The sequence below is a fragment of the Streptomyces phaeochromogenes genome, assembly GCF_001418655.1.
GTDB classification, from domain to species: Bacteria; Actinomycetota; Actinomycetes; order Streptomycetales; family Streptomycetaceae; genus Streptomyces; species Streptomyces phaeochromogenes.
Genome location: NZ_LIQZ01000087.1, coordinates 126,501 through 138,788, shown reverse-complemented (window position 1 = coordinate 138,788; position 12,288 = coordinate 126,501). Strand labels below are relative to the sequence as shown.

12 protein-coding genes are annotated in these 12,288 nt (G+C 70.4%); 10 read left to right on the top strand and 2 right to left on the bottom strand.

Features of this window, described 5'->3' with window-relative positions; genetic code table 11:
• Positions 1 to 78: 78 nt before the first annotated feature.
• The 4 genes from AOK17_RS13085 (at position 79) to AOK17_RS13070 (ending at position 4,165) form a co-directional block, all read left to right on the top strand.
• A complete protein-coding gene (locus AOK17_RS13085; protein WP_055612586.1) occupies positions 79 to 1,089 on the top strand; it encodes an ornithine cyclodeaminase family protein in 1,011 nt (336 codons plus the stop codon).
• A complete protein-coding gene (locus AOK17_RS13080) occupies positions 1,086 to 2,651 on the top strand; it encodes an HAL/PAL/TAL family ammonia-lyase (RefSeq protein WP_055612585.1) in 1,566 nt (521 codons plus the stop codon). The genes AOK17_RS13085 and AOK17_RS13080 overlap by 4 nt, the downstream gene beginning before the upstream one ends.
• Positions 2,648 to 3,553 (top strand): amidohydrolase family protein, encoded by a 906-nt coding sequence (locus tag AOK17_RS13075; protein WP_055612584.1) that lies wholly within the window; start codon positions 2,648 to 2,650, stop codon positions 3,551 to 3,553. The genes AOK17_RS13080 and AOK17_RS13075 overlap by 4 nt, the downstream gene beginning before the upstream one ends.
• 75 nt (positions 3,554 to 3,628) lie before the next feature.
• Entirely contained in the window at positions 3,629 to 4,165 is a 537-nt protein-coding gene (locus AOK17_RS13070) for a cupin domain-containing protein (RefSeq protein ID WP_055612583.1), read from the top strand.
• 20 nt (positions 4,166 to 4,185) lie between these two features.
• On the opposite strand, the gene AOK17_RS13065 is transcribed toward AOK17_RS13070, so the two are convergent.
• Positions 4,186 to 5,100, bottom strand: coding sequence for a YceI family protein (locus AOK17_RS13065; protein WP_055612631.1), 915 nt, complete (start codon positions 5,098 to 5,100; stop codon positions 4,186 to 4,188).
• 206 nt (positions 5,101 to 5,306) lie between these two features.
• Entirely contained in the window at positions 5,307 to 6,341 is a 1,035-nt protein-coding gene (locus tag AOK17_RS13060) for a LacI family DNA-binding transcriptional regulator (protein WP_055612582.1), read from the bottom strand.
• A gap of 148 nt (positions 6,342 to 6,489) precedes the next feature.
• On the opposite strand from AOK17_RS13060, the gene AOK17_RS13055 reads away from it, so the two are divergent.
• From AOK17_RS13055 to AOK17_RS13030, 6 genes are all read left to right on the top strand, one after another.
• Positions 6,490 to 7,716 carry an amino acid ABC transporter substrate-binding protein gene (locus AOK17_RS13055; protein ID WP_055612581.1) on the top strand — a complete coding sequence of 409 codons (1,227 nt, stop codon included), beginning with the start codon at positions 6,490 to 6,492 and terminating at the stop codon, positions 7,714 to 7,716.
• 7 nt (positions 7,717 to 7,723) lie between these two features.
• Positions 7,724 to 8,611, top strand: a complete 888-nt coding sequence (locus AOK17_RS13050; protein ID WP_055612580.1) for a branched-chain amino acid ABC transporter permease — start codon at positions 7,724 to 7,726, stop codon at positions 8,609 to 8,611.
• The gene (locus AOK17_RS13045) at positions 8,595 to 9,707 is read left to right on the top strand and encodes a branched-chain amino acid ABC transporter permease (protein ID WP_206190746.1); all 1,113 of its coding nucleotides are present in this window, start codon (positions 8,595 to 8,597) and stop codon (positions 9,705 to 9,707) included. Before AOK17_RS13050 ends, AOK17_RS13045 begins: the two co-directional genes overlap by 17 nt.
• Positions 9,704 to 10,453 (top strand): ABC transporter ATP-binding protein, encoded by a 750-nt coding sequence (locus AOK17_RS13040; protein ID WP_055612579.1) that lies wholly within the window; start codon positions 9,704 to 9,706, stop codon positions 10,451 to 10,453. The genes AOK17_RS13045 and AOK17_RS13040 overlap by 4 nt, the downstream gene beginning before the upstream one ends.
• Positions 10,443 to 11,240, top strand: a complete 798-nt coding sequence (locus tag AOK17_RS13035) for an ABC transporter ATP-binding protein (RefSeq protein WP_206190745.1) — start codon at positions 10,443 to 10,445, stop codon at positions 11,238 to 11,240. Before AOK17_RS13040 ends, AOK17_RS13035 begins: the two co-directional genes overlap by 11 nt.
• Positions 11,241 to 11,310: 70 nt before the next feature.
• Complete coding sequence (locus AOK17_RS13030) at positions 11,311 to 12,285, top strand: hypothetical protein (RefSeq protein WP_055612578.1); 975 nt, start codon at positions 11,311 to 11,313, stop codon at positions 12,283 to 12,285.
• Positions 12,286 to 12,288: the final 3 nt, after the last annotated feature.

Below are 12,288 nucleotides of genomic sequence, written 5' to 3'. Positions count from 1 at the left end.
GTGTGGCTGAATTACAGTCAATCCCCTTTTGTAAACGGGACGTTACGTTCGTCCGAAGAAAGTGAAAGGGCGCCCGGAATGCAGGCGTTTGACCCGGTTTGGTTCACGTTTCTGAACGGCTCGGACATCGAACAGCTCGAACTCGACGACACCGAGGTGCTCGATGCCGTCGAGCAGGGGCTGCGTGCTCAGGGCCGCGGGGAGACGGTCATCGAACCACGGGTCCACCTCACGCCCGATCCCTCGTTCAACGGCCACTTCAACGTCCTGCGCGGCTATATCGCGCCACTGGGGCTGGCCGGAGTCAAGATTGTGGGCGACTACGTCGGCAACTACAAGGCCGGGCTGCCCTCCGAGATGGCGCTGCTCAACCTCTTCGACCCGCGTACGGGCATGCCGGTGGCCGTGGTCGACGCCACCGCCATCACCGAGATGCGCACCGGCGCGCTCACCGCGCTCGGGGCCCGGCACCTGGCCCGCCCCGGCTCCAAGGTGCTCGGTCACATCGGCGCCCGCGCCACCTCGTACTGGAACGTCCGCCTGCTCGACCGGATCTTCGACTTCGACGAGATACGTGTCCACTCGCGCCGCCCGGAGAGCCGTGAGGCCTTCGCCGAGCGGCTGGAGCACGATCTCGGGAAGCCGGTGACCGTCACCGAGGACTGGAAGTCCTGCGTCGAGGGCGCGGACATCGTCGTGGAGGCGTCCCGGCTGGAGCGGCCCGAGCCGCTGCTGAGGACGGAGTGGATCGCGCCGGGAGCGCTTGTCGTACCGTACGGAACGATGAGCGCGGTCGAACTCTCCCTCACCGACATCATGGACAAGGTCGTCGTCGACGACTGGGGCCAGTGCCGGTCCGGGCCGTTCGGTGCCCTGCGCGCGCACGTCGAGTCGGGGCGGCTCAGCGAGGAGACCCTGCACGGCGAGCTGTGCGAGATCGTCGTCGGCGACAAGCCCGGCCGTGAGCGCGACGACGAGACCATCCTGTTCTGGCATCGCGGCCTCTCGTTGTCCGACATCGCGCTGGGCGCGGCCATGCTCAAGAAGGCCGAAGAACGTGGCCTCGGGCAGAACCTGCGGTTCTCATGACCGGTACGCCTCCCGCTCCTACCCCGCCCGTCGCAACTGACGCCGTGGTCCTCGACGGGCGCTCCCTCACCTGCGACGACGTCGCCGCCGTCGCACTCCGCGGCGCCCACGTCGTGCTGGCCGAGGGGGTCCTGCCCCGGCTGGAGCGCGACCGCGCGGTCGTCGACGACATCGTCGACCGTGAGGTGCCGACGTACGGCCTCACGACAGGGCTCGGCAGCCGCTCGTCGTACGCGCTGCCGCGGGCCGAACTCGGCGAGTTCAGCGTGCGCACGGTGCGGGGACGGGCCAACGCGGTGGGCGATCCGCTGCCGGTCCCCGTCGTACGCGCCGCGCTGCTCGCCCGGGTGAACGGCGTCGCGGGCGGTGGCAGCGGAGTGCGGCCGGAGATCGTGCCGCTACTGGTCTCCATGCTCAACTCACGGGTGCACCCGGTGATCCCCGAGGTGGGGTCGATCGGCGCCTCCGACCTGTGCCAGATGGCCCATGCCGGTCTGGTCGTCATCGGCGAGGGCCGTGCCGAGGTCTCCGGTGAACTGCTCGACGGGGCGGAGGCACTGCGACGGGCCGGGCTGACCCCCGCGGAACTGGGGCCGAAGGACGGGCATGTGCTGTGCAGCGCGAGCCCGCTGGCCGCGGGCGTCGGCGCCCTCGCCCTTCATGAAGCGGCTGCCGTACTCGCCCTGGCCCAGGCGGTCACGGCGCTCACCTTCGAGGGGTTCCGGGCGAACACCAGCCCGCTCGACACCCGTGTACTGGGCCTGCGTCCGGCCCCCGGTCAGGCCCGGGCGGCGGACGAACTGCTCGCGCTGCTCGACGGCGGCGAGCTGGCCGATCCCCGGCACGCACGGCGCGTCCAGGACCCCGTGAGCCTGCGCTGTGCCGCCCAGGTGCACGGGGCGCTGCACGCCGCCCTGGACTTCGCCCGTGCCGCGCTGGAACCCGAGCTCAACGGCTGCGGTGACAACCCGGTGGTCCTGGCCGACACCGGGGAGATCCTCTCGTCCGGCAACTTCCACACCCCGGCCCTGGCCCTCGGCTTCGACACCGTCGCGCTGGCGCTGACGCAGACCGCGGCGATCTCGGCCGAGCGCATGCGGCGGCTGCTGAATCCCGCTGTCAGCGGACTGCCCGCGAACCTCTCGCCGTACGGTCCTGAGCGTTCGGGCTTCGCGCCGCTGGCCAAGACCGCGCAGGCGCTCGTCGCCGAGATCCGTGCCCTGTCCGCGCCCGTGTGCACCGACCCCCGGCACGGCGCGGACGCGGTCGAGGACGACTCGACCAACGCGGCGCTCGGGGCACGACGGCTGACGACGATGCTGGTCAGGCTGCGGCAACTGCTCGCCGTGGAGGCCCTGGCAGCGGCGCAGGCCGTGGATCTGGCAGCCCCGGCCACCATGGGACGCGGCCCCGGTCTCCTGCACCGCGCGATCCGCGAACTGGTCCCGCGCCTGGACGACGACCGGCCCTGCGGGGTGGACGTGGACCGGGTGAGCGATGACGTCCTGGGGTCCGACGAGGTACGAAGCGCTCTGCACGCTCTGGTGGAAGGACCTTCGTGACCAACGTCGACGTACACCAGCATCTGTGGACCGCCTCGTTCCTCGCGGCCCTCCGCGCGCGTGACGAGCCGCCGTTCCTGGACGGCTGGACCCTGCACACCGCCGGTGAGCCGCCCTACGAGGTCCCGGCCGCCCAGCACGATGTGGCCGCGCGTGCCGAACTGGCCGCCGCGGACGGGCTCGGCAGGGCGCTCGTCTCGCTGTCCGCCCCGCTCGGCATCGAGTGGCTGCCGTCCGACGAGGCACGCCCGCTGCTCGCCGCCTACCACGAGGACGCGGCCGGCCTGCCCGAGCCGTTCGGGGCCTGGGCCGCCGCCTGCGTCCGGGACATCGACGCCGACGCGACCGCCGCGGACCTGGACCGGGGGTTCGCCGGGCTCCAGCTCCCGGCCAACGCCCTGACCGACGAGGCGGGTTACGCGCGCTGCGCCCCGTTGCTCGATCTGCTCGAAGCGCGCGGGCTCCCGCTGTTCGTCCACCCCGGCCCGGCGCCCGGTGCCTCCCCGGGACCCGGCTGGTGGCCCGCGATGGTGCCGTACGTGCAGCAGATGCACTCCGCCTGGTTCGCCTTCCGGGCATTCGGCCGGCCCCGCCATCCCCGGCTGCGGGTGTGCTTCGCGCTGCTCGCCGGGCTCGCCCCGCTGCACGGGGAGCGCTTCGCCGCCCGTGGCGGGGACGAGGGCCGCGCGGGGGTCGATCCCGATGTGTTCGTCGAGACGTCCTCGTACGGTCCGCGTGCCGTCGACTCGGTCGTCCGCGTCCTCGGTACCGAAGTCGTCGTGATGGGCTCGGACCGGCCCTACGCGGAACCGCCGCAGCAGCCCGGGTTCGGCCTGGGCGGGGCCACCGCGTACGCCTTCCGCATCACCAATCCACGCCGCCTGCTCACCGGAGAGGACTGACCGCGCCCGACGGCCTCACGCGGCGGGCCACCCGCGGCCGTCGTCCAACACGCAACCGGCACAAGGGGGATGACCATGAACCCGACCCCGATCGACATGACCGCGCTCGCCGAACTCGGCGCGTCCGACCGGCCGTTCCGGCCCGAGGAGTGTGCGGAACGGGCCCGCCGGGCGGCGGCGTTCGTCGACACCGACGCGCTCGACCGCTCCGGCCCCGGCTCGTACCTGCTGCTGTGGCGGAACGACAACTCCGAGGCCTGGCTGAACACTTGGTGGGAGTCGCGCGACACGGGCTACCACGACCACCAGGGGTCGTGCGTCGGCGTGCACGTAATCGAGGGCGCCGCCTGGCAGGAGGGGCTGCCGGTGGGCGGCCCGCGCCGCGCCCACCGGTACGGGCCCGGCGAGTCGTTCTCGTTCCCGGGTTCCGGTGTTCATCGGATGGACCACGACGCCGGCGCCGTGACCATCCACGTCTACTCGCCGCCGATCGAGGCCATCGGGCACTACGAGATCGTCGACGGCGAACTCCATCGCACGGCCGGGCCGCCCGACGAGGGCTCCCCGGCGAGCCCCCGGCTGCTCGACGCCCTCAACTCGATCGGACGGTAGGTGAGTTCGGAGAGGGCCCGTTACTCCGGCGGCGTCGGCGTGTCGTGCGTGCGGTACATCGCCTGGACATCCAGTTCGAGCTGGATCGTCGGGCCGACCACCGCGATGCCGCGGGCCAGCATGTTCCGCCAGTTGAGGGTGTAGTCCTCGCGGTGCAGTTCGGCCTTGGCCAGGGCCGCACAGCGCAGTTCCTCGCCGTAACCGCCGTTCACCATGCCGAGGTACGTCGTGTCCAGAGCCACCGAGCGGCTCACCCCGTGCATCGTCAGCGAGCCCTGCAGGGTCCACTTGCTGCCGCCGCGGTAGGCGAACCGCGTGCTGTGGAAGTCGATGAAGGGGAACCGCTTGACGTCCAGGAAGTCCGCCGACCGGAGGTGGTTGTCGCGGGTCGTGTTGCCGGTCGTGATGCTCGCCGCGTCGATCCGGACATGGACCCGGGACTCGGTGATGTCCTGAACGATCTGGATACCGCCGTCGAAGCGCTCGAAGCGGCCGTGCACATGGGCCATTCCGACGTGCTTGGCGATGAAGCGGATCGCCGTGTGGGGCGGGTCGAAGAGCCAGGTGCCGGTCGGCGGCAGGTCGAGCTGACGGGCCGGTTCCAGGCGGGCGTACAGGGTGGGGAGGGTGACACCGGCGACGATCTCGACGGTCTCGCGGACCGGGGAGAGCCCCTCGGCCATGACCATCACGCTGTAGCCGCCCGGCGGCAGCACGGCCATGAAGAAGCCGTACGGGTCGGTGGTGCCGCGGGCCGCGACGCGATGGGAGTCGAGCGCGGTGATCGTGACGTCCGCGCCGCCCATGGGCTGCCCCATGGGGTCCGCGACCTCGCAGCCGACCGCGCCCGCGCCGGGCGGCAGGGGCATTGTGAGGCCCGAGGCGGCGGCGGAGGCGTCCCTGGAACGCCGGCGCCGAAGCAGTCCGAGGGCCATGATGTTCACCTGTCTTCTCAATTCCGTTGCGTGCCACGGCTCGACGCCCTCCCACGCACCCGGCAGGCCCGTGGGCCGCACGGACACGGGCACGGCGAACCGGGACGTGAGCCGCTCATGATCGTGATCCAGCCGTCCACGGCGTGGGTGTCTCAATACGAGACAGTGCGCGCCGTCACAATCGAGACAGTGCGCGGCCCGGTGTCTCACCGCGAGGGCGCGGGCCCCGTGGAGTCGCGTACCACCAGCGCATGACCGGTGGACTTGCGGCGAGGCCGGGAGGCGGGCGGCCTGAGGGCCATCGAGAGGGCCTGGCGGCCCATTTCGGCGAGGGGCAGCCGGACGGTGGTGAGGCCGGGGGCGAGGTCCGCCGCGAACGACACGTCGTCGAATCCGGCGACCGACATCCGGTGCGGGACCGGTACGCCGTGGGCGCGGAGCGCGGAGAGGACACCGATGGCCATGGCGTCGTTGAGGGCGACGATCGCGGTGGTGTCCGGGTGGTCGCGCAGGATCCGCTCGGCCGCGTCGCGCCCGCCGTCACGGGTGAACTCGGCCTGTGCCAACGGTAGTTCGTCGGTGGGCAGTCCGGCCTCCGTCAGTGCCGCCGCCACCCCGGCGAACCGGTCGGCGACCGTGGACAGCAGCATCTCCCCCGCCGCCACCGCGATCCGGCGGTGCCCGAGCGACAGCAGATGCCCGGTGACGGTCTCGGCGCCCTCCTTGTTGTCGGGCCGTACCGCGTCCGCGTTGAGGAAGTGACGGCCGATCACCGCGAGCCGCCCGCCGGCCTCCTGGAAGGCGGACAGTTCGGCCCTGGACTCGGCCTCCATGCGGGGATCGACGTACCCGGAGCCCGCGATGATGATGACGCCGACGCGCTGGTCGACGAGATGGCGGATCTGCCGCAGTTCGTTCTGCGGATTGCGGCCGGAGTGGCAGATCTGGACGATCAGATCCCGTTCGCCCGCCACCTGTACGACGCCGCCCGCGATCTCCGAGAAGTACGGGTCGTCGATCTGATGGACGATCAGCCCGACCGTCGACGCCGTACCGCCCGCCAGGGTGCGCGCATGGGGGTTGGCGACATAGCCGAGTTCGCGCGAGATGCGACGGACCCGCTCGGCGACCTCCTCACGAACCCCGTCCCGTCCGGCGAGCGCCCGGGACGCCGTGGTCAGTGAAACTCCCGCGCGCTCGGCCACATCGGCGAGCCGCAGTCGTGAACGGGGCCTGGGCATTCGTCACCGCCTCCGAACAGGGCCTTGTCAATCGGTCCGTGCACGACGCTTGTCTCAACTCATGTGACGTGGCTTACATAGTACGCAAGCGCTCGCGAAAGCGCTTTCGAACGGCGAAGAGAGTGCCTGCGGACAGGGGAGTCCAGCGATGAGCACAACACAGCGCCTTTCATGGAGAGTTGCCGCCCTCGCGTCCGCCACGGCACTCACTGCCGCCGGTTGCGGCTCGGGCGGCGGCTCGGAGGATTCACCCGACGACCCCATCACCATCGGTGTCTCACTGCCGCTCACCGGGGACTTCTCGGAGCCCGGCAAGGGTGTGGAGCGCGGCTACAAGGCATGGGCGAAGATCGTCAACGACAAGGGCGGACTGCTCGGCCGCAAGGTCGAGTTGAAGATCCTCGACGACCAGTCGAACGCCGACCGAGTGGTCTCCGACTACGAGCAACTGATCGGCAGGGACCAGGTCGACCTGGTCTTCGGCCCGTTCTCCACCCGGCTCGTGGTGCCGGCGGCCCGGGTGGCGGAGGAGTACGGTCTGCTCTTCGTCGAGCCGGCCGGCGCGGCCCCGGAGGTCTTCGACCAGGGCTTCAAGAACCTCTTCTACGCGGCCCCGGCGGTCGCCAACGACCACTACAACCACCTCGCCGACTACATCCTGGCGCTGCCCGAGGCGGAGCGTCCCAAGTCCGTGGCGTACGCCGCGATGGACGACCCCTTCGCCCAGGGAACGGCGTACGGGCTGAAGGACAAGCTGGAGAAGGGCGGTATCAAGACCGTCGTCGACGAGGTCTACCCGCCCAACACCACCGACTTCGGCTCGATCGCCGCGCAGATCGCCTCCTCCAAGGCCGACATGGTGGTGGGCGGCTCGCAGTACCAGGACGGGGTGAACCTGATCGTCGCCCTCCAACAGCTGAACTACCAGCCGAAGATGGCCGCCTTCTCCACCGCCCCCACCGAACCGGAGTTTGCCAAGGCCATCGGCGACAAGACCGAGGGCATCCTCGCGCCGACCGGCTACACCCAGCACGCGGACTACCCGAGCAACAAGGACTTCGTCGAGAAGTACACCGAGCAGTTCGGCAAGGCCCCGGAGGAGGACGAGGCCAACGCCTACACCACGGGACAGGTGGTCGCCGCGGCCGTCGAGGCCGCCAAGTGCGCCTCCCAGGACGAGGAATGCCAGCAGAAGCTCGTGAAGTGGCTGCGCGGCAACGAGGTGGAGACCGTCGTCGGGCCCCTCAAGTGGGACGACAAGGGGCGCCCGCAGAGCGCGCACATGATCCAGCAGTGGGTGGACGGCGAGATCCAGATCGTCCTGCCCGAGGAACAGAAGGAAGCCGACCTGGTCCATCCCAAGCCGAAGTGGTGATGCCTGCGTGCCCTCCGCGAGCCTCGTCTTCCAGAGCATCGTCCTCGGCGTGCTGCTGGGAGGGCTCTACGCCCTCCTGGCGGCCGGCCTGACCCTCTACTTCGGCGTCATGCGCGTCGTGATGATCGCCCACTCCGCGTTCCTGATCCTCGCCGCCTACCTCGCCTGGTACGCCCACCGGGAGACCGGTGTCGACCCGCTGCTCACCCTGCTCGTCACCGTGCCGCTGTTCTTCGTCGCGGGCGTGGCCATGCAACGGCTGCTCCTGACCCGGCTGCGCCCGGCGACCCTGACCATGATGTCGGTGCTGCTGACGTTCTCCGTCGCCCTCGTCATCGAGGGGCTCCTCGGGTACGCCTTCTCCGGCACCCAGCGCCGCATCAGGCTCGGCTACTCCTCCGCGAGCCTGGAGTTCTTCGGGGCGCGCGTCGCGGTGGTCAAGCTCATCGCGTTCGGCCTGGCTGCCGCCGCACTGCTCGGGCTGTATCTCCTGATGCGGCACAGCAGGTTCGGCCAGGCGCTGCGGGCGACGATCCAGCACCGGGAGGCCGCCGCCCTGGTCGGCATCGACACCGACCGGATCGCCGGGTACGGCTTCGGACTCGGTCTCGCCACGGCGGCGGTCGGCGGTACGGCACTCTCGCTCGACACGACCATCTACCCGTCGCTGCACTGGCACTGGATCGGCCCACTGATGGCGATCATCGTCGTCGGCGGCCTCGGCAGCGTGCCGGGCGCGGCGATCGCCGCCATGACCCTCGGCCTGACACAGAGCCTGTTGCAGCTGGAACTCAGCACGACCTGGGCGCAGACGGTCTTCTATGTCGCGCTCTTCGCCACCTTGGCCGTCCGGCCGCAGGGATTCTTCGGGGGTCGGCTTGCCCAGAGATTCTGAACGCCCGCGCCACACCGGCAGGTTGCTACGGCTGGGAGCACTGCTAGCCGGGATCGCCGTCGCGCTGTCCTTCCCGTCCATGGCACCGAGTCCGTACGAACTGACCGTGGGCATCGCCATCCTCAACTTCGCGGTGCTCTCCACCTCCTGGAACTTCGTCGGCGGTTTCACCGGCTACATCTCCCTGGGACACGGCGCGTTCGCCGGGCTCGGCGCCTACGCGACCGGGCTGCTCGTCACCAAGGGGGAACTGCCGTCGTTCGTCGCGCTGTTCGTGTCGGCCGCCCTGGTCGCCGTGCTCGCGATACCCGTCGGCTACGCGGCGCTGCGGGTGCGCGGCGCGTCCTTCGTCATCGTCTCGATCGCACTGGTGCTGATCATGCTGCTGGTCTTCCAGAGCTGGGCCTCCTTCACCGGCGGCTCGCGCGGTCTGGTGGTCCCGCGGCCGTTCCCGGGCAAGCTGCGCTCCGAGCACCACGAGATCTTCTACTTCCTGTTCCTCGGGCTGCTGGCGCTGGCCCTGCTCGCCTGGTGGATCATCGACCGCTCCAGGTTCGGCATGGGCCTGAAGGCGATCCGCGAGGACGAGGACAAGGCCCAGTCACTGGGCACTCCTACATACACGTACAAGCTCGTCGTCTTCGTGGTCTCGGCGGCCTTCACCGCTCTGGCCGGAGGGCTCTACGGGCTGTGGTTCGGCGACCTCGACCCCGTCTTCCAGTTCTCGATCCTGAGCGGGGCCTACATGGTCCTGATGGCGCTGCTCGGGGGCGTACGTCATCTGTACGGGCCGCTGCTCGGGGCGGTGGTCGTCGGGTACGGGCTTGAGTACTCCAAGCTCGAATACGGGGACACCCCGCTGCACCTGGTCTTCGCGGGCCTGCTGCTGGGGGTCGTCGTGATGTTCATGCCGGACGGTGTCATCCCGGCGGTGACCGGACTGGTCGCCCGTGTCCTCGGGACCGGCGAGACGTCGATCCGCGAGGTCACCGCGGCCGAACTGCGCGACGAGCGCGACGAGCGCGAGGCGGACGTCCGGCCGGACCACCGGCCGGACGGGAAAAGACCGGACGGGAAGAGAGAGGTGAGGCAGTGAGCGCGGACGAGGGTGAGCAGAGCCTGGCGACCGTCGGACTCACCAAGACCTTCGGCGGGGTGGCCGCCCTGGACGGCGCGACCGTGTCCTTCCGGCACGGCAGGGTCAACGCCCTGATCGGGCCGAACGGCTCCGGCAAGACCACGTTCTTCAACTGCGTCACCGGCATGATCCGTCCCGACGCGGGCCGTACGACGTACCGGGGCCGGGACATCACCGCCAGGCCGCCGCACCGCATCGCCCGGGCGGGGATCGGCCGCTCCTTCCAGCTCTGCCGTGTCTTCCCCCGGATGACGGTCCTGGACAACCTGCTCGTCGCCGTACGCCCGCCGAACCTGCTGGCCCAACTCGCCGGTGCCCGAAAGCGGGAGGAGACGGAACGGGCGCGGTACTGGCTGACCCGGATGGGCATCGACCACCTGGAGAGGGCGGAGGCGCGGAACCTGTCCTGGGGGCAGCAGAAGCTGCTGGAACTCGCGGGCGTCCTGATGAGCGAGCCCGAGCTGATCCTGCTCGACGAACCGGCGGGCGGGGTCAATCCGGCACTGATCGACCGCATCTGCGACCTGGTGCGCGAACTCAACGCCGAGGGAAGGACGTTCCTGATCGTCGAGCACAACATGGACCTGGTCATGTCCCTCAGCGACCACGTCGTGGTCTTCGACCGCGGACGGCCGATCGCGGAGGGCCCGCCCTCGGTGATCCAGTCCGACGAACGAGTCCTGGAGGCCTACCTTGGCGTCTGACTCCGGCTCCCCCACCGTCCCCTCCCCGCGCTCCGACTCCGGATTCCTGCTCGAACTCGACGACATCCGCGCCGGATACGGACGGGCGGCCCTGGTGCTGCGCGGTCTGACGGTCCGGGTTCCCGCCGGGGGCGTGGTGTGCCTGGTCGGTCCGAACGGCGCGGGCAAGTCCACCGTGCTGAAGGTGGCCAGCGGGCTGCTCGCGCCGCGCTCCGGCCGGGTCCTGGTCGACGGCGAGGACGTCACCGGCCGCGGACCGCAGCAACTGCTCGCCGCCGGAGTCGCCCATGTCCTCCAAGGGCACAGCGTCTTCCGGGAGATGACGGTCGCCGAGAACGTCCTCCTCGGCGGCTACACCATCAAGGACAAGGCGGTCGTCGCCGAACGCGCCGACTTCGTACGCGATCTCTTCCCGCTCGTCGCCGAACGCTGGACGAGCCTGGCCGGGCTGCTCTCCGGCGGCCAGCAGAAACAGGTGGAGTTCGCCCGCTCGCTGATGGTCAGGCCCCGGGTGGTGCTGCTCGACGAGCCGTCCATGGGCCTCGACCCGAAGACGACGGGCGTGGTCTTCGAGCAGATCGCGCGGATGCGGGAGGCGGGCACGGCCGTACTGCTGGTCGAGCAGAACGCCCGCCGCGCCCTGGAGACCGCCGACATCGGCTGCGTACTCGACCTCGGGCGGGTCCATATATCGGGTCCGGCAAGGGAGTTGCTGGCCGATCCGCAGCTGGGCGAGCTGTATCTCGGGGGCAGGCCGGCCCAGCCGCCGGCCGCGCCCAAGCGGTGACCCGGCGGGGACCCGCGATGACAGGCAAGGACATCGATGTCATGACACGCCTCGCAAAGGAGCGAGCGACATGGTCAAACGCAGACGGTACGCGGGAGCGGCCCTCGCCGTTCTCCTGACAGTTCTCACGGCTCTCGCCGCGGCCCCGGCCGGGGCGAGCGGCCACCACCGGCCACCACCCACCGTGCACCCCGGACTCAGACCCCACCTGGCCGCCCACTACGACTTCGAGCACCCGGTACGCGGCAATCCGGGCCGCGAACGCGACCGGGGTTTCTCCGGCACCGACATCGACCTCGTGGGCGGCGGCGCGCGGATGCGGGCACCGGACGGCGCGCACCGCGGCAGCCGGACCTCGCTTCAGGTGCGGCAGGTCACCCCGGACGCGGCGGGCAACGACGACTGGAAGGCGGGCGTGTACTCCGCGTCCGGCGTGCCGACGCTGAACGCCTTCAACGCGGTCGAGGGAGCCACCGTCATGGGGTGGTTCAGGATGACCGGGCAGAACCCGAGCCCCAACACCAACACGGCCGCCCCCGACGACCTCTACGGCGCGATCGGTCTTGCCGGAGTGCTCTCCGGCGACTCCGACGGACATGGTGTGCGCGCCCTGCTGGAACTCATCAACGTGAACGGCGAACTCCGGCTGGTCGCCCTCGGCCGGCGGATCGACGGGGCCGCCTCCCAGACCTTCGCGGCGTCCCAGGACTGGCGGACCCTGCTGCCGCCCGGCAAGTGGGTGTTCCTCTCCGCGACCTTCGACTTCGACAGCGGTGAGATGGCGCTCTACCGCAACGGCAGGCCGCTGGACGGCTTCTACACCGTGCCCGGTGACCCCTGGGACCTCTCGGGCCCCGGCCCGCACCGCACCTCGGCCACCGACCCCCGAGGTATCAAGATCGGCGGCAGCTTCCCGCAGAACATCCGGGAGGGCAATCCCTGCAACTGCCGTATGGACAGCCTGATGTTCCTCGACCGCGCGGTGGACGCCGCGCTGGTCCGAGCGCAGTACCGACTGGTCACGCACAAGGCCGCAGAGGAGTGACAG

Excerpts from the sequence above, each read along its gene's own strand:
- AOK17_RS13080 (WP_055612585.1), top strand. The coding sequence starts at position 1,086 with ATGACCGGTACGCCTCCCGCTCCTACCCCGCCCGTCGCAACTGACGCC.
- AOK17_RS13085 (WP_055612586.1), top strand. The coding sequence starts at position 79 with ATGCAGGCGTTTGACCCGGTTTGGTTCACGTTTCTGAACGGCTCGGAC.
- AOK17_RS13065 (WP_055612631.1), bottom strand. The coding sequence starts at position 5,100 with ATGGCCCTCGGACTGCTTCGGCGCCGGCGTTCCAGGGACGCCTCCGCC.
- AOK17_RS13055 (WP_055612581.1), top strand. The coding sequence starts at position 6,490 with ATGAGCACAACACAGCGCCTTTCATGGAGAGTTGCCGCCCTCGCGTCC.
- AOK17_RS13030 (WP_055612578.1), top strand. The coding sequence starts at position 11,311 with ATGGTCAAACGCAGACGGTACGCGGGAGCGGCCCTCGCCGTTCTCCTG.
- AOK17_RS13070 (WP_055612583.1), top strand. The coding sequence starts at position 3,629 with ATGAACCCGACCCCGATCGACATGACCGCGCTCGCCGAACTCGGCGCG.
- AOK17_RS13060 (WP_055612582.1), bottom strand. The coding sequence starts at position 6,341 with ATGCCCAGGCCCCGTTCACGACTGCGGCTCGCCGATGTGGCCGAGCGC.